General features: G+C 72.4%; 13 protein-coding genes. 7 read left to right on the forward strand and 6 right to left on the reverse strand.

The genetic code is table 11. The annotated features are described in order from the left end of the window. Both ATL45_RS03255 and ATL45_RS03260 read right to left on the reverse strand, forming a co-directional pair. A complete protein-coding gene (locus ATL45_RS03255) occupies window positions 1-2,640 on the reverse strand; it encodes an ATP-binding protein (protein ID WP_093157405.1) in 2,640 nt (879 codons plus the stop codon). Window positions 2,641-2,649: 9 nt separating this feature from the next. Beyond that, the gene (locus ATL45_RS03260; RefSeq protein WP_093157404.1) at window positions 2,650-3,765 is read right to left on the reverse strand and encodes a questin oxidase family protein; all 1,116 of its coding nucleotides are present in this window, start codon (window positions 3,763-3,765) and stop codon (window positions 2,650-2,652) included. 134 nt (window positions 3,766-3,899) lie between these two features. On the opposite strand from ATL45_RS03260, the gene ATL45_RS03265 reads away from it, so the two are divergent. Next, window positions 3,900-5,423, forward strand: coding sequence for an MFS transporter (locus tag ATL45_RS03265; RefSeq protein WP_143121734.1), 1,524 nt, complete (start codon window positions 3,900-3,902; stop codon window positions 5,421-5,423). 6 nt (window positions 5,424-5,429) lie between these two features. On the opposite strand, the gene ATL45_RS03270 is transcribed toward ATL45_RS03265, so the two are convergent. Next, complete coding sequence (locus tag ATL45_RS03270) at window positions 5,430-6,866, reverse strand: FAD-dependent monooxygenase (RefSeq protein ID WP_246025141.1); 1,437 nt, start codon at window positions 6,864-6,866, stop codon at window positions 5,430-5,432. A 66-nt stretch (window positions 6,867-6,932) separates the two neighbouring features. Here ATL45_RS03270 and ATL45_RS03275 point away from each other — a divergent pair, with 66 nt between their 5' ends. Together ATL45_RS03275 and ATL45_RS03280 are read left to right on the forward strand one after the other, a co-directional pair. Then, window positions 6,933-7,658, forward strand: a complete 726-nt coding sequence (locus ATL45_RS03275) for a TetR/AcrR family transcriptional regulator C-terminal domain-containing protein (protein WP_093157401.1) — start codon at window positions 6,933-6,935, stop codon at window positions 7,656-7,658. A gap of 203 nt (window positions 7,659-7,861) precedes the next feature. After that, window positions 7,862-8,659, forward strand: a complete 798-nt coding sequence (locus tag ATL45_RS03280) for a hypothetical protein (RefSeq protein ID WP_143121733.1) — start codon at window positions 7,862-7,864, stop codon at window positions 8,657-8,659. Window positions 8,660-8,725: 66 nt separating this feature from the next. On the opposite strand, the gene ATL45_RS03285 is transcribed toward ATL45_RS03280, so the two are convergent. Both ATL45_RS03285 and ATL45_RS03290 read right to left on the reverse strand, forming a co-directional pair. Continuing rightward, the gene (locus tag ATL45_RS03285; RefSeq protein ID WP_093157398.1) at window positions 8,726-10,195 is read right to left on the reverse strand and encodes an MDR family MFS transporter; all 1,470 of its coding nucleotides are present in this window, start codon (window positions 10,193-10,195) and stop codon (window positions 8,726-8,728) included. Window positions 10,196-10,356: 161 nt separating this feature from the next. Next, a complete protein-coding gene (locus tag ATL45_RS03290; protein ID WP_093157396.1) occupies window positions 10,357-10,974 on the reverse strand; it encodes a transporter substrate-binding domain-containing protein in 618 nt (205 codons plus the stop codon). Between the two features lie 176 nt (window positions 10,975-11,150). On the opposite strand from ATL45_RS03290, the gene edd reads away from it, so the two are divergent. The 4 genes from edd to ATL45_RS03310 all read left to right on the forward strand — a co-directional run bounded on the left by edd (window position 11,151) and on the right by ATL45_RS03310 (window position 15,749). Then, window positions 11,151-12,983, forward strand: coding sequence for a phosphogluconate dehydratase (edd, locus tag ATL45_RS03295; RefSeq protein ID WP_093157395.1), 1,833 nt, complete (start codon window positions 11,151-11,153; stop codon window positions 12,981-12,983). A 140-nt stretch (window positions 12,984-13,123) separates the two neighbouring features. Then, a complete protein-coding gene (eda, locus tag ATL45_RS03300) occupies window positions 13,124-13,747 on the forward strand; it encodes a bifunctional 4-hydroxy-2-oxoglutarate aldolase/2-dehydro-3-deoxy-phosphogluconate aldolase (RefSeq protein WP_177242063.1) in 624 nt (207 codons plus the stop codon). A 138-nt stretch (window positions 13,748-13,885) separates the two neighbouring features. Further along, a complete protein-coding gene (locus ATL45_RS03305) occupies window positions 13,886-15,232 on the forward strand; it encodes a polysaccharide deacetylase family protein (RefSeq protein ID WP_143121732.1) in 1,347 nt (448 codons plus the stop codon). Between the two features lie 46 nt (window positions 15,233-15,278). Further along, the gene (locus ATL45_RS03310) at window positions 15,279-15,749 is read left to right on the forward strand and encodes a GNAT family N-acetyltransferase (RefSeq protein WP_093157392.1); all 471 of its coding nucleotides are present in this window, start codon (window positions 15,279-15,281) and stop codon (window positions 15,747-15,749) included. Window positions 15,750-15,755: 6 nt separating this feature from the next. Here the strand turns inward: ATL45_RS03310 and ATL45_RS03315 are convergent, their stop codons facing one another. Next, the gene (locus tag ATL45_RS03315) at window positions 15,756-16,463 is read right to left on the reverse strand and encodes a TetR/AcrR family transcriptional regulator (protein WP_093157390.1); all 708 of its coding nucleotides are present in this window, start codon (window positions 16,461-16,463) and stop codon (window positions 15,756-15,758) included. Window positions 16,464-16,470: the final 7 nt, after the last annotated feature.

Here is a 16,470-nt window from a genome sequence, read left to right on the forward strand (position 1 = left end):
TCAGACCGCGAGGTCGGGCAGGTGGGCGAGTTCGACGCGCGAGGTGACGCCGAGCTTCGCGTAGGCGTTGGACAGGTGGTAGCCGACGGTTCGCGGGCTGAGGAACAGCTGGGCTCCGATGTCCCGGTTGGTCAGGCCGGTCGCCGCGAGCCGGACGACCTGGCGTTCCTGCGGTGTCAGCCGGGGCTGCGAGGCGCGGACGCGGCTCTCCCCGGTGGCGCGCAGTTCTTCGCGGGCGCGCTCCACCCACGGACGTGCCTTCAGCCGCTCGAAGATCTCCAGCGCTGAGCGCAGCTGCACGCGAGCATCGACGCGGCGATGGCGGCGGCGCAGCCACTCGCCGTAGAGCAGTTCGGTGCGCGCGCGTTCGAACGGCACGTCGTCACCGTCCCGGTGCAGTCGCACGGCCGCCGCGTAGTGCGGCTCGGGGTCCTCGCTGAGCAGTGCTCGGCAGCGCTGGGCGATGGCGGCGGCCCAGGAGCGGCCGATGTGCGTTGCCCAGTCCACGTACCAGTCGCACGGTTCCTGCGCGCGTTCCGGTCGGCCGGTGCGGACCGCTGCCTCGACCAGGTCCGGCAGGCCGTTGCGGGCGTCCATCCTGGTCAGCCCGGCCGCGATGTCGTCCGCTCTGGCCACCACGGCGTCCGGGCGGCCCGCGGCCAGGTCGGCCAGGTTCAGCGCGCGCGTGGCGCGGAGCGCGACCGGCGGCACGCCGTGCTCCCGTGCGTCGGACAGCAGGCTGCGGCACCGCTCGTCGTCGCCTTCGACGGCGGCCAGGTGAGCGAGGACGACCGTCAGCACCCCGGCTGCCGAGGCGTGGCCGAGTTCCTGCGCCAGGCGCAGGCCTTCCGTCCCGCTGGCCCACGCCTCGTCGTGCATCCCGAGCTGCATCTGCGCCAGCGCGAGGACCGCCACGGCGTCGGGCAGCGCTCCGAGCGCGCCTTCGGCGCGGCAGCTGTTCGCCAGGGCCGCGGCGAGGTTGTGGGCGGTGCGGAAATCGCCGAGCCAGACGTGCGACCACACGATCATCACGCGCTTGCGCGGCGGTCCGGTCGCCGGCCCCAGCGCGCTGCGCATCTCCCGCACCGCCGCGACGCCGTCGGTGGCGCCACCGCTGGTGAGCCGCTGGAAGCCGGTCGCGGCGCGGGCCAGCGCGGCGACCAGGTCCGAGTTCGTCCGGCTGAGCGCGTCCGCGATGCGCGCGGCGTCGACGACGGCTGCCAGGTCGCCGGATTCCCAGGCGTTCTTGGCCGCGCGGAACAGCAGGTGCCCGGCGAGTTCCGGGGCCCGTGCGGCGACGTCGGCCGCTTCCTCGATCAGCGCCCGGTACGGCTGGGCGCCCCGGTCCTGGGCGAGGAGCGCGTCGACGCCGGCGGCTTCGGCCAGGTCGACGGGATCGGTGAGGATCCCGGCCGTGTCGGCGACGAATCCGGCGGCGCGTTCCGGCCGTCCCGCGTCGGCGGCCGCCTTCGCCGCCGCGATGAGCCGCCGTCCGCGCTGCCGTCGATCGGGGGTGAGCGCGGCCGCGCGTTCGTAGAGAGCGGCGACAGCGGCGTACCCGCCGCGGCGGCGCACTTCTGCCGCGCTCTCCTCCAGTTCGGCCGCGATCTCCTCGTCCGGCTGGACGGTGGCGGCGGCCAGGTGCCAGGCCCGCCTGCCCCGGTCGAGCCGACCGGCGAGCGCCCGGTGCGCTTCGAGTCGGCGGGGCACCTCGGCCCCGCAGCACGCGGTGCTCCGGAGCAGCGGGTGGCCGAAGACGAACGTGCCGCCGACCAGGTGGAGCAGGCCCGCGCGCTCTGCCGGGGCGAGGTCCTCGATGGACGCCCCGAGCGATTCGGCCGCATCGAGCACCAGCGCTGCGCCATCGGTGTCTGCCAGGGCCGCGACCAGCAGCAATGTCCTGGTGCGCGGCGGTAGTTCGGCGATCCGGGCCGCGAGCATCCGCTGGACCGGGGTGCGCGGCGGAGCGGGCTCGTAGCCGAGCGCGGTCCGGATCGCGGGAAGTTCCAGCAGCGCCAGCGGGTTTCCGCGCGCCTCGGCCAGGATCCGGGTGCGGACGTCTTCGAGCAGATCCGCGGGGAGCAGGGCATCCGCGGCAGCGTCGTCGAGCCCGTCGAGGCGCAGATCGGGCACGCCCGGTGCCGGGAACTCCGGCGCGTGCGGCTCGCGGACGGCGAAGAGCAACGCCACCGGCTCGGTGTCCAGCCTGCGCGCGGCGAACAGCAAGGCCTCCGCCGATGCCGCGTCGAGCCAGTGCGCGTCATCGACCACGCACAGCAGCGGTCGTTCGGCGGCCAGCAGGCCGAACAGCGTCAACACCGCCAGGCCGACCAGGAATCGGTCGGCACCGCCCGGCCCGAACGCGGTGCGCAGCGCGTCGGCCTGCTCCGCCGGAAGCTCGTCGAACCGGTGCGCGGCGGTGCGCAGCAGCAGGTGCAGGCCCGCGTACGGCAGTTCGGCCTCGGCCTCGACACCGCTCCCCCGCAGCAGCCGCATCCCGTCGTCGTCGAGGTGGTGCAGCAGTGCGCTCTTCCCGATCCCGGCCTCGCCGCGGATCACGAGCGCACCGCCCCGCCCGGAACGGGCAGCGCGCAGCAATCCGGTGATGACCGCCGATTCGTCCGCCCGTCCGCTGATCACGTCGAAAGGCTAGCCGGACACGATCCGGCGAGCGTTCGTCCCGGCACCTCGCGGAATCCGTTGCTGCGCCGAGAGAACCGCAGCGGCGTAACGCGCGTCCGGCCGCAACGCGTGCTCGCGCATGCAGGCTTCGGTGAACTTGATGACGTGCTCGTCACCGTGCTCCACGGCCCGCGCCACGAGTTCGGGGAAGCCCAGCTGCTCCGCTTCCCCGGCGAGCGTGCGCGCTGCGTCCTCGCCCTGGCGCCCGACGGTGAACGTCGTCAGCAGCGCTGCCTGCATCTTCCACAGCTCGCCCACCGAAGCAAGGTGCTGCTCGGCGGGGAGGTGCGGGAGCACGAGCCGCACGGCCGCCGGTGCGGTGACCGCGTGGACCAGCGCCGGAGCCGGGACGAATTCGGGGTGCGCGAGGAAGACCCCGGCGAACTCGGCGGTCATCTCGCTGAGCAACCACTGCGCTTCGGCCGGTCCCGGTGCGCGCAGCGCCTCCGAGTAGCCGGGGACTTCGTCGATCCGGGACCACGCCTGCCGGAGCTCGCCGAGGTTGCTCGCCTCGGCGAGGCCTTCCCGGGGCAACGCCGCGATCGCCGCGGCGAATCCGCCCGGGGCGTCGAAGGTCGTGTTGCCGGGCAGGTGCACGAAACGAGCGGCCCAGTAGGCCATGCCGCGGGCGAGCTCGTCGAGCTGCAGCGGGCTCGGCTCCGCAACCGCGGCCAGGCCGCGCACGGCGTGCGCGGTGCGGATCACCCCGTGCGTCATACCGGCGAAGACGCCGGTGATCAGCCGCGGCCACCAGCGGGCGAGCACCGCGCGCCACGGCTCGTCCGCCAGCTCGCGGCGGAACAGCCGCTCCCAGTCCCCGGCCCGCCCGAACACGCCGAGCGCGGAGCGCCACGAGGACTCCTCCGCCGCGTCGATGCGGTTCGACGACTCCGGCGGGTCGTAGTGCTCCTGCCCCCGGCGGTAGTTCTCGATCCAGGGCCCCACCGCGTCGAAGTAACCGAGCACCGCGATGGTCTCCGCACCCATCGGTGCGTGGTTCGCCAGCTCTCCCCCGGTGCGCTCGTAACCGAGGTTCGCCACCCGGTCCAGCGCTTCGTTGACGGTCGCTTCGTATCCGCTCATCCGCCGCTCCTTCCGACCCCGCCAACGCTAGGAAGTCCCAGCGCCACCTCGCCTCGGTCGAACGACCGGGTTCCGGGCGACCCGGTCGCCCGACCGAGGCGACCGGCCGCCGCCGCTGCCTAGCGTCGGCGGTTGTGCGAACTTCGCGATCCCGTGCCGGACGGCGGGAGTGGGCCGGTCTGGCCGTGCTCGCCCTCCCGGTGCTGATGCTGTCGATCAACAACTCCGCGCTGCACCTGGTGCTGCCGACGCTGAGCGCCGATCTCGCCGCCACCGGCCCGCAGCTGCTCTGGATCGTCGACGTCCACGGCTTCGCCACGGCGGCGCTGCTGATCACCATGGGATCGCTCGGCGACCGGATCGGGCACCGCAGGCTGCTGCTGGCGGGGACGGCGGTGTTCGGCACCGCCACCCTGCTCGCCGCGTTCGCGCCCAACGCCGAAGTGCTGATCCTGACCCGCGCGCTGGTGGGTGCGGCCGGTGCGACGTTGATGCCCACGACGCTCGCGTTGCTGCGCACGATGTTCCAGGCACCCGAGCAGCGCGCGGCCGCGATCAGCTGGTGGGTGACCGGTTTCATCGCGGGGAACGTGCTCGGCCCGGTGGCCGGTGGGCTGCTGATGGAGCTCGCCGGCTGGCGATCGGTGTTCCTGCTGGGCGTGCCGGTGCTGGCGCCGCTGCTGGTCACCGGCCCGTTCCTGTTGCCGGAGCAGCGCGACCGGTCGGGCGGGAGGCCTGACTTCACGAGCTCGCTGCTGTCGGCGGCAGCGGTGGTGCTGTTCGTCTACGGCTTGAAGGAGCTGTCGACCGGAGCTCAACGGCTGGTGCCCGCGCTCGCGATCCTCGGCGGGCTCGTCGTCGGGTACGCCTTCGTCCGCCGCCAGCGCAGGTCACCGCAGCCGATGCTCGACCTCTCGCTGCTCGGCGACCGGGCGTTCACCGCGCCACTGCTCGCGGTCACCCTCATGGTCTTCACCACGGCGGGCACGACGCTGCTGCTCGCACAGCACTTGCAGGGCGTGCTGGGCCTGCCGCCGCTGCAGGCGGCGATCTGGCTGCTGCCGTCCACTGTGGCCGGTATCGCGCTGTCGGCTTCCTCCTCAGTGTTCACCCGCCGGTTCCGTCCGGCGGTCCTGCTGACGGCCGGACTGGTCATCGCGGCCGTCGGAACCGGATTGCTCGCTGTGGCCGACGGTCCGGCAGCACCGGTGCTCCTGGTGATCGGCATGATCGTGCTCCGCATCGGAGCGGTGCCGGTGATGACGGCCAGCACGAGCGCGATCATCGACGCCGTGCCGGCGGAGCGCGCGGGTTCGGCGACCGCGCTCAAGGAGACCTGCGGCGAGCTCGGAATCGCGCTCGGCGTCACCGTTCTGGGCAGCGTCGGCACCGCCGTCTACCGGGGCGCCCTGGGCGACGCGGTGCCCAGCGCGGTCGGCGCGGAAGCCGCTGAGGCCGCGCGCGGCGGCATCGGTGCGGCGGTCGAGCTGGCCGCCCGACTGCCCCGGGCAGAAGGCGTCGAACTCCTCGACCGAGCACGCGAGGCCTGGACCGAAGCGCTGCACATCAGCACCGCGATCGGCGCCGTGGTCCTGGTCGGGACGGCGCTCCTGGTGTGGAGCGCCGCCCCGCGCGAAGTTGCCGGGACCAGCCGGTGAGGGCCCTCAACCCGCCAGTAGCTTCTCGCGGACGGCCGCCGGGGCTGTGGGATCGGTGCCGCGCCAGGCGATCACGTCGTCGGGGCGGATCAGGAGTCCTTCGCCGGGCGCCAGGAAGTCGGCGTCCAGCCGGTGGACCGGGATCCCGTCGGCCGCCCAGCGCTGCGGATCGTCGGCCACCGCGAGCGCCCATCCCGGACCGGCGAGGTCCAGAGTGGACAGACCGGGGCCGAGCCAGCGGTGCGGGACGCGGGTGGCGACCCGCCCGGCCGGGGCGAACTCGGTGACCGGTTCCGCATCCGCCGAACCCGCGAAGGCCCCTGCCGGGTACTGGAACGCGCCTGCGGCCAGCACGAACGGGTCGGCCAGCGTCGGATCGGGCGCGGTCATCGGGTCCCAGGTCCGGCGGCTCGACTGGTCGGCGGTGAACCACCCGGCCGCGCGCCGCTCGGCGTCGTAGCTGTCCAGCAGCGCGGGCGCTGCCGCGCCCGAGAGCACCGCGGCGAGCTTCCAGCCGAGGTTGTGCGCGTCCGCGATGCCGGTGTTCGCGCCGAGCGCGGCGAACGGCGGCATCACGTGCGCAGCGTCTCCAGCGAGGTGCACCCGCCCGTCCGAATAGCGGTCGGCGACGAGCATCTCCGCCTGCCAGGGCAGGACGCTGCGGACTTCGAGATCCGGTGTGGGCACGCCGAGCACGGTGCGCAGCAGCGCGGGCCAGTCCCGCTCGACCTCCCCACCGGTCATGAACACCCACCGGGACCGCCCGTCCACCGAGGCCAGCGCGCCGGGCAGCGCCGGGTGCTCCAACTGGCACAGGTTGAACTCCCGGCCGCGGACCACATCGGACAGATCGGCGTGGAAGTAGACGTTCACGCTGGGCTCGCCGACGGCGCCACGCCCGGAGCGGTCGATCCCCAACGCAGACCGAACCGGACTGCGCGCACCGTCCGCGGCGACGACGAAAGCCGCCCGGAGCGCGGTGTCCTCGCCGGTCCGGTGGTCGTGCAGCTCGGCGGACACGCCGTCCGCGTCCTGCGCGAACGAGGTCAGCTCGGTCTGGAACCGCACGCGCGCCCCGGCCTCCTCGGCGGCCTGCCGCAGGACCGGTTCCAGCACGTCCTGGGCGACCAGGCACGGCAGCTCCGGGCTGATCTCGATCGGATCGCCCGAGCCGGAGGGCTGCCACAGCGGCAGCTGCCGGGCTTCGGCGAGCGTGCGCCCGGTCGCCATGTGGTCGTGCTCGGCGAGGTCGCGCGCGGCTTCGCGGACCACCGCGGCGAGGCCGAGCCCGCGGAAGATCTCCAGGCTGCGCACGTGGAAGCGGCGGGCTTTGGGTTGCGGCGACGTCGTCGCACGCTTCTCCACGAGAGTCACCTCGACGCCGTGGTGGCGCAGGACGAGAGCGGTGGTCAGACCGACCAGGCCACCGCCCACCACCAGCACCTGACAGTCGAGTGTACGTTGTACATTCACGATGTACGTTGTACACGCAGCTACCATCCGTGGCAAATGAGTACCGCTAAACCACCGGGCGGCCTGGTCTGGTTCGACGAGCCGCCGCCCCCACCCGCCACCGACCAGCTCAGCCGGGAACGAGTCGTCGCCGCCGCGATCGCGCTGGCCGACGAGAGCTCGTCGGGCGAGATCACCATGCGGGCGATCGCGAGCCGGCTCGGCTCCCGCAGCCCGATGGCGCTGTACCGCTACGTCGGCAGCAAGGACGGCCTGACCGACCTGATGGTCGACGAGGTGTACGGCGAGATCACCGTGCCGCCGCCCGGCGACTGGCGCGCCTGCCTGCGCGAGATGGGGCTGTCCGCGTGGGCCGCGGTGCAGCGGCACCCGTGGTTCGCGCGGATGGCGTTCAGCCGCCCACCGCTGGGCCCGAACGCCTTGCGCCTCTACGACTCCGCCTTCGCCGCGGTCGACGAGCTGGGCCTGGACGCGGCGACCCGCGTCGGCTTCATCAACACGGTGCTCGGGCAGGTCTTCGGCTCCGGCCTCGCCCTGCTGGAAGAGCTCGCCATGCGCAGCCGGACCGGCCTCACCGCCGACAGCGACCTGGAGGAGTCGGCCCGGCCCTACCTGGAGCGGATCAAGGCCGAGGGCCGCCACCCGCACTACATCCGCTGGCTGGCCGAACCGGACCGGTCGGCCGAGGTGGTGACCTTCGAGCAGCAGCTGGAGTGGCAGCTCGACGGCCTGCAACGCCTCGCCGGAGAACGACGAACCTGAACCCGGCGACGAAAAAGCGGCCCGCCGCCTCGGCTGGCGAGGAAATGGCTCGAACAGGTCGCACCGGTGGCAGCTTGGGCCGAACGGGTCTGATCGGTGAGGCGCAGCTGGACTTGGCAGTAGGGTCGGCCGACGTCGGATCTCGGTGGTCCACGTCGATCGGAGAAGGTGTGGCGAGGCTTTCCGAAGAACTGCCAGCCGCGATGCGACGGCTGAGATCGGCAGGTGCGGCATCGACGGCGGCACGGCTCGGAGTGGCTCTGGTCGGTGTCGGACTGCTGGTGGCGGGAACGGTCGCGGTGTTCGCGACGACCAACTCCGCAGGCTCCTCCGCCCTGATCGCCGCGGGCACCGTTCTCGTCGCCGTCGCCGTTTTCACCAACCGGCTCGAGAGCGTCGAGGGCGCCGGCGTCAAGATCCAGCTGGGCGCCGTGGCCGCGAAGCTCCAGGAAGCCGATCAAGCGGATGCGTCGGGCGACGCGGAGGCGGCCGAGCAGTTGCGCCGCGAGGCTCAGCTGCTGGTCGTTGCGATGGAGCCGATCGCAACCCGGTACGAGGCGATCCGGAAGAGCAGCCCGCATGGCAGGCGCCGAACAGACGCGCTGAGCGAGCTCGTGGAGCAGGCCCGGAAGATGGCCCGGTTCGACTTCATCAGCACCGAAGCCGTGGAGGAGCTGTTCCGGTCCGGCCAAGACGGGAACCGGATCACCGCTCTCGGGCTGATGCTCGAGGACACCCGGTTCGCGTCGGTTCCCATCATCACCGAAGTGTTCCGCGGTCCCCGGTCGAACTTCGAGCTGTGGCACGCGCTCCGGGTCTGCTTGGACGTGGTGCGGCAGGACGGCCAGCAAGCCCATTACGAGGCGATACGGGAGGCCATCTCGGTGGCTCGGGCCAACGGATCGCTCGGCGGCGGTTCGGACCGGTCCCGGTTCAGGCTGGCCGAGCGGATCGCGAACGCCATGGAGAGGCGGGAGAACTCCGACCAGGGAGCTCGCTGAACCCGGCAACGAGAAAGCGGCCCGCCACCTCGTCGGACGAGGGGCGGGCCGCTTCCTGGAACTCGGTCAGTGGACCGGGGTCGGTTTCCTGCCGGTCTCCTCCGGTTCCTCGGCCGAGGAGGCCTTGTTCGGCGTCCGGATGAACAGCGAGGTGATGAACGCCAGGACGCCGATGCCGCTGGCCACGATGAAGGCCGTGCGCAGTCCGGCCGCGTCCGGGGCACCGGACGCGCCAGTGCTGGCCAGGGCGGAGACGGTGACGAACACCGCCGTGCCGAAGGCGCCCGCGACCTGCTGGAGCGTCGCCAGGATCGCGCTGCCGTGCGAGTACAAGTGATCGGGCAGAGCGCTCAGCGACGCGGTCATCAGCGGGGTCATCATCAGCCCGAGACCGCACATGAGCACCACGTGGATCGCGATGACCGCGGCCAGCGACGAATCCGGGCCCAGGGAGGCGAACAGGCACAGCGACACCGCCATCGCCGCCGCGCCCGGGATCACCAGCGGCCGCGCGCCGACCCGGTCGAACAACCGGCCCACCGGGCGCCCGAGCAGACCCAGGACCAGACCGCCCGGCAGCACCGCCAGACCGCTGACGAACGTCGACGCGTGCAGGACCGTCTGCAGGTACAGCGGCAGCAGGATCGCGCTGGCACCCAGCAGGCACATGAACAGCAGAGCGCTCAGCAGCAGGGCCACGCCGAAGGAGCGGTTGGCCAGCGGCCGCAGGTCCAGCAGGGCCCGGTCCTGGCGCTGCAGGCGGAGCTGCCGTGCCGCGAACCCGGCCAGCGAGACCGCCCCGACCGCGATCGGGATCCACGGCGCCACCAGGTGCTGCCCGCTGGACTCACCGATCGAGGACAGGCCGTAGAGCAGGCCGCCGAAGCCCAGCGCCGACAGCAGCACCGAGAACAGGTCCAGCGGGACCGCGCGCGTCTCGCTGTCGAGCCGCATCCAGGCCGCGCCGATGGCCAGCGCGATCAGCGCCAGCGGCAGCACGATCCAGAACATCCAGCGCCAGCCCAGCGAACCGAGCACGGCGCCGCCGATCGTCGGACCGATCGCCGGGGCGACGGCGATGACGATGGTGATCGTGCCCATCGTCGCGCCGCGCTTCTCCGCCGGGACGAGGCGCATCACCGAGGTCATCAGCAGCGGGATCATCACCGCGGTGCCGCACGCCTGCACGACGCGACCGACCAGCAGCAGCTCGAAACCCGGCGCGAGCGCGCTGAACAGGGTTCCCGCGCTGAACAGCGTCTGGGCGGCCAGGAAGATCTGGCGCGGGGTGAAGCGCTCCAGCAGGAAACCGGTGGTCGGGATGACCACTGCCATGGTCAGCAGGAAACCGCTGGTCAGCCACTGCACGGTCGTGGTGCTGACCTCGAGGTCGACGGTGAGGTCGCGCAGCGCGACGCTCAGGATCGTCTCGTTGAGGATCATCACGAACGCAGAGACGACCAGCACACCTATCAGCACTGGCGCCCGCAGTGGTGTGGTGCTGCGGGCGACGTCCGCTGTCGCGGAATCGGTCATGGTTGGGTTGCACCTCGCAAGTGATCGATCGGTCCGGCCGGCGCAGCCCGAGCGGGGCCGCAGCCGTCGAACGCGACGTGATTTCAAGTCTGCTCATCCGCCGCGGAATCGGCACGTTCTTTTCGCCGAGAGCAGGCAAGCTCACTTCGCGGCGCGAGCGTTCAGGAGCCCGGCCGGGCCTCGATTCCGGCCGCACCGAGGGTCGTCTCGTAGGCGCGCTGCCAGGATCCGTCGGCGACGGCGGCGTCGAGCATGCGCTGGAGCTCCTCGGCCAGCAACCGGTCGTCGGCCTTGATCACCAGGTTCCGCTCGGAATCGGTGATCGCGTACGGGCCGACCGCGGTCAGCGACGGGACGTCGGCCGTGCCGCCGAGCAGCAGGTCCACGTCACCGGACAGCACCGCGCTCTGCAGCTGGGTCGGTGGCAGCCGCCGGAACTGCACGTCGTCCGGCCGCAGGCCGATGCGCTGGGCCAGATCGCGCGCGATCTCCACGTCGAAGCCCTGGTAGCCGCCGCCCGCCGGATCGCGGCTGAGGAAGGCCGGCGGGGTATCGATGCGCGCCCCCACCAGCAGCTTCCGGCGCTGCTGGATGCGCACCAGGGTCGGTGAGGTGGACAGCTCCACCGAGGTGCCCGCCGACGGCGCCGGTGGCGCGGCGGACGTGGCCGGGGCGGGCGGCAGCGGAGGCAGCAGGTTCTGCGAGACCTCCGGGTCCTGGCCGCACGCCGCCAGCACGGCGGTCAGCGACACCAGCGCGAGCACCCGAATCCGCATCATCACTCCTCCCGCTCACCCGATACTGCCCAATGATCGCGCACCGGTCCGACAGAACGGGGGCGGATCGGGCAGAAGCTGGATCGATTGTGAAATCCAGAACACACCCGTTAGTGTGATTGCTGTCATGTGGCGCCAGCGTTGCCGCCCGGTTTCGAGTTCTCATCCGGAGGCGATCCATGGCGCGGTCAGTCCAGCACGTCGTCCAGCAGGTCACCCAGCGCATCACCGAGCGCAGCGCGCCGACCCGCTCCGCGTACTTAGAACGCATCCGCGCCGCGGCCGCCGTCGGCCCGGCCCGCACCGAGCTCCCGTGCAGCAACCTCGCGCACGGGTTCGCGGCCTGCAGCGGCCCCGACCGGATCGCCGTGCGCGGTGCCGTGAAGCCCGGGGTGGCGATCGTGTCGGCCTACAACGACATGCTCTCCGCGCACCAGCCCTACGCCGAGTTCCCGGCGTGGATCAAGGACGCGGTGCGCGAGGCAGGCGGCGTCGCGCAGTTCGCCGGCGGAGTGCCCGCGATGTGCGACGGGATCACCCAGGGCCGCACCGGCATGGAGCTGTCGCTGTTCTCCCGCGACGTGATCGCGATGGCCACCGGTGTCGCGCTCTCCCACGAGATGTTCGACGGGGCCCTGCTACTCGGGGTGTGCGACAAGATCGTGCCGGGACTGCTCATCGGCGCGCTGGCCTTCGGGCACCTGCCGACCGTGCTGGTGCCCGCCGGGCCGATGCCCTCCGGGCTGCCGAACCGGGAGAAGAGCCGCATCCGGCAGCTGTTCGCGGAGGGCAAGGCCAGCCGGGAGGACCTGCTGGAGGCCGAGTCCGCGTCCTACCACTCCCCCGGCACCTGCACCTTCTACGGCACCGCGAACTCCAACCAGCTCGTGGTGGAGGTCATGGGCCTGCACCTGCCCGGGTCGAGCTTCGTGCCGCCGGGCACCCCGCTGCGCAAGGCGCTCACCGAGGAGGCCGCGCGGCGCGTGGTCTCGCTGGACGCGCCGATCGGCGAGATCGTGGACGAGCGCGCGATCGTCAACGCGGTGGTCGCGCTGCTGGCCACCGGCGGCTCGACCAACCACACGCTGCACCTGGTCGCCATCGCTGCCGCTGCTGGCATCGAGCTGACCTGGGACGACTTCGCCGAGCTGTCGGCCGTCGTGCCGTCGCTGGCGAAGGTGTACCCCAACGGCGCCGCAGACATCAACCACTTCGCCGCGGCGGGCGGCGTGCAGACGCTGGTCGGCGAGCTGCTGGACGCCGGCCTGCTGCACGCCGACGTCAAGACCGTCGCCGGGCCCGGCCTGGACCGCTACCGGCAGCAGCCGTTCCTGGTGGACGGCGAGCTGGTGTGGCGCGATGCGCCCCGCAAGAGCCTGGACCCGGACGTGCTGCGCGGTGTCGACGAGCCGTTCGCGCCCGATGGCGGGCTGCGGGTGCTGGAGGGCAACCTGGGCCGCTCGGTGATCAAGGTGTCCGCGGTCGCCGCCGAGCACCGCGCGGTCACCGCTCCGGCGCGGGTGTTCGACGACCAGCACGGGTTCACCGCCGCGTTCCAGGCCGGCGAGATCGACCACGACGTCGTGGTGGTGATCCGCAACCAGGGTCCGCAGGCCAACGGGATGCCCGAGCTGCACGGCCTCACCCCGGCACTGGGCGTGCTGATGGACCGCGGCCACCAGGTCGCGCTGGTCACCGACGGCCGCATGTCCGGGGCCTCCGGCAAGATCCCGGCGGCGATCCAGCTGACCCCGGAGGCCAGCGCAGGCGGCCCGCTGGCGCGGGTGCGCGACGGCGACGTGGTCCGCCTCGACGCCGACCGCGGGACGCTGGAGCTGCTGGTGCCCGACGACGAGCTGGCCGCGCGGGAACCCGCGCCCGGTGCCGACCGGGCTCCGTTCGGCACCGGCCGCGAGCTGTTCTCCGCCTTCCGCCAGGCGGTCGGTCGGGCCGACCGCGGAGCGAGCGTCTTCGCGCAGCTGCAGCCCCAGCCCAGCGACGTGCCAGCATGAGTCGTGAGTGCGTAACAGTGTTCGAGCACTGTTGCGCACTCACGACCCCGCACGCACCCAGGCAAGGAGACACGATTTCAATGGAAATCAGACGTCTGATTTCCATTGAAATCGCGCACTAGAACGGATGAACGACCTTGATCAACACTGCAGCTGACGTGCTCGACATCTCCCCGGTCGTGCCGGTCGTCGCGCTGGACGACGTCGCACACGCCGTTCCGCTGGCCGAAGCGCTGCTGCGCGGCGGCATCCGGACCATCGAGGTCACCCTGCGCACCCCGGCCGGGCTGCCCGCGATCGAGCGGATCGCCGCCGAGGTCCCCGAGATGGTCGCCGGGGCGGGCACCATCACCGAGCCGGGCCAGGCGAAGCGGGCCGCCGAGGCCGGGGCGCGCTACCTGGTCACCCCGGGCACCACCGACCGGCTGCTCGACGACGTCGAGGCCTCCGGCGTGCCGTTCCTGGCCGGAGCGGGCACGGTGTCCGAGGCGATGCGGCTGGCCGAGCGCGGGGCGAGCGCGATGAAGTTCTTCCCCGCCGAGCCCAGCGGCGGCGTGCCGTTCCTCAAGGCGATCGCCGGGCCGCTGCCGCAGCTGCGGTTCTGCCCCACCGGCGGCATCAGCCCGCAGACCGCGCCGGACTACCTCGCGCTGCCGAACGTGGGCTGCGTCGGCGGTTCCTGGCTCGCGCCGAAGGGCCTGCTCGCCGCGGGCGACTGGGCGAAGGTCGAGCAGCTGGCCCGCGAGGCCGCCGCACTGCGCTGATCCGGTGCGGAGGTGGCCGCCGGCCACCTCCGCACGACGGGGTACCGCGCGCACCTCACGTGCTGGATCCGCCGCCTCCCCCACCCGCCGTAGCGTGCCGGGAGTCGGACGGATCGGCCCCGGTTGGTGGTCAGGGTGATGGATGCGCGCGAGCTGCTGGACCGGGCCCTCACCTGCGCCGGGGTCGTGCTGCTGGTGCTGTTCCTGAGCCCGTCGGCCGGGGCCGCGCCGCCGCGGACCGTCGTGAGCTTCACCGTCGACGACGGCACCGCATCGCAGAGCACCGGTGCCCGCATCCTCAGCGAGCACCGGATGCGCGGCACCTTCTACGTGGTCTCCGGTTCCATCGGCCAGCCCGGCTACCTCGGCATGGACGACCTGCGCCGGATGGCCGCCGCGGGGCACGAGATCGGCGGGCACACGGTCAACCACCCCGATCTCGGCACCGCCGGCCCGGACGAGCTCCGGCGCGAGATCTGCCAGGACCGCGCCAACCTCACCGGCTGGGGATTCCGCGTCACGTCCTTCGCCTATCCCTTCGGCACCGCCGACCGCAGCGCCCAGCGGGCCGCGCAGGACTGCGGCTACAACAGCGCCCGCATCACCGGCAGCATCCGGACCGCGCGCGGCTGCGACAACTGCCCGTCCGCCGAGGTCATCCCGCCGCCCAACCCGATGGCGGTGCGCGGCACCGGCATGGTCGACCCGAGCTGGACGCTCGACGAGCTCAAGCAGCTGGTGCGCGATGCGGAGGCCGACGGCGGCGGCTGGGTTCCGCTGGTGCTGCACCAGACCTGCGACTTCTGCGGTTCGCTGTCCATCAGCCCGCGGGTGCTGGACCAGTTCGCGTCCTGGCTGGCCACCAGGGAGGCCAACGGCACCGTGGTGCGCACGGTCGACCAGGTGGTGGGCGGGGAATCCGGGCCGCTGGTCCGGCCGCCCGCGCCGGAACCGCGCGCCGGGCTGGTGAACGCCTCGCTGGAGGAACCCGGGCCGCGCGGCTGGACGACCAGCGGCTCCGGGCGGATCAGTCCGAAGTGGACGCTGGTGCCGGATGCCCGCAGCGGCCGGTGGGCGCAGCGGCTCGACCTGGCGGGCGAGGTCAGCGGCGATGCGAAGCTCCTGCAGCGGATGGACATGGGCGAGGTCGCACCGCTCGCGCACGAGAACAACACCTACACGCTCAACACCTGGTACAAGTCGACCGCGCCGACGCAGTTCGCCGTCTACTACCGCGACCAGTCCGGGTTCTGGCGCTACTGGATCACGAGCCCGTTCTTCGCCCCGGCGAACGGGTGGACCGCGGCGACGTGGACGACCCCGGCGGCTCCGCCCGGCACGACCGGGATCAGCTTCGGGCTCGCGTTGTCGGCGCCGGGTTCGCTGACAACCGACGACTACGGGTTGCGGGAACATCCGCAGGTCCGGCACGAGCGGCTGTGCGATCGCCTGCCGTGGACGCCGATGCTGCGCTGGCTGTGCTGATCCTTCCCGCGTTCACGACGTGCTGCGCTCTCCTAGACTCCGGTGCGTGGAGATCACCGTGCGGCCCGCTGTCGAGGCCGATCTGCCCGCGCTGCTCGTCCTGCTCTACGACGAGTTCTACCCCGGCGAGGAGACGCTGTCCCGGGATTCCGCAGCGACGATCTGGGCGGAGATCTCGGCGCAGCAGGGGCGCACCGTGCTGGTCGCCGAGGCGGACGGCGCTGTCGCAGGCACCGCGGACTGCATCGTCCTGCCGAACCTCACCCGCGGCGGCCGGTCCATCATGTTCGTGGAGAACGTCGTGGTCTCCGGCTCCCACCAGCGGCTCGGCGTCGGCAGGCGACTGCTGGACGCCGCCGCGGATCTGGGGCGAGCGGCCGGTTGCTACAAGCTGCAGCTGCTGGCCGCCGACGACGAGTACGTCCACACCTTCTACGAGTCCTGCGGATTCGAATCGCGGGCGCAAGGATTCCGGCGCTACCTCGAAACCGTCCGGCCCCGCGGCTCGGCGTCCTGACCGGCCTCAGGTGAGCGCGGCGGCGATGCCGCCGAGCAGGCAGCCGAGGCCGAACTCGAAGCGGGCCTCGTAGTCGCGGTCATCGGCTTCCAGGATCCGCCGGTTGAAGTGCGGGTACTGCCCGGTGTCGATCACCTGCTGGACGTACTCGCCCACGGCGTGCTGCCAGTCGACCTCGGTCATCCCGGTCCGGCGTTGCGCCTCGAGCTCCGACAGCTCCGCCGCCACCGAGCCGAGCACGAAGGTGTTGACGGAGTCCACGACCATGGCGGCCCGGGAGGCGTCATCGGTCGCCCTGCTCACCACTCCGAGCATGTGGTCGGTTCGCCTGATGACGTCGGGTCCGAGCGCTTGGCGCCGCATCGCCTGCTGGGCGAGCCAGGGATGGCGCAGCAGCGCGGCCCGGAAACCGCGGGCGAGGGCGGCCAGCTCGGCCAGCCAGTCGTCCGAGGCTTCCGGGATCTCCATCTCGCCGAACGCGGCGTTGGCCATGAGCTCGATCAGCTCGTCCTTGTTGGTGATGTGCCGGTACAGCGATGTCGTGCCGGACCCCAGCTCGGAGGCGATGCGCCGCATGGACAACGCGTCGATGCCTTCGGCGTCGGCGAGGTCGATCGCGGTGCGCACGATCCTCTCCTCGGTGAGCGCCGGGCGGCTGCCGCGCGGCCGGTCCCGCATCCAGACCAGCGCCGGGGGCTGTGATCGAGCAGACATGGGAACA

Origin of the sequence: Saccharopolyspora antimicrobica, from assembly GCF_003635025.1 — a bacterium.
GTDB classification, from domain to species: Bacteria; Actinomycetota; Actinomycetes; order Mycobacteriales; family Pseudonocardiaceae; genus Saccharopolyspora; species Saccharopolyspora antimicrobica.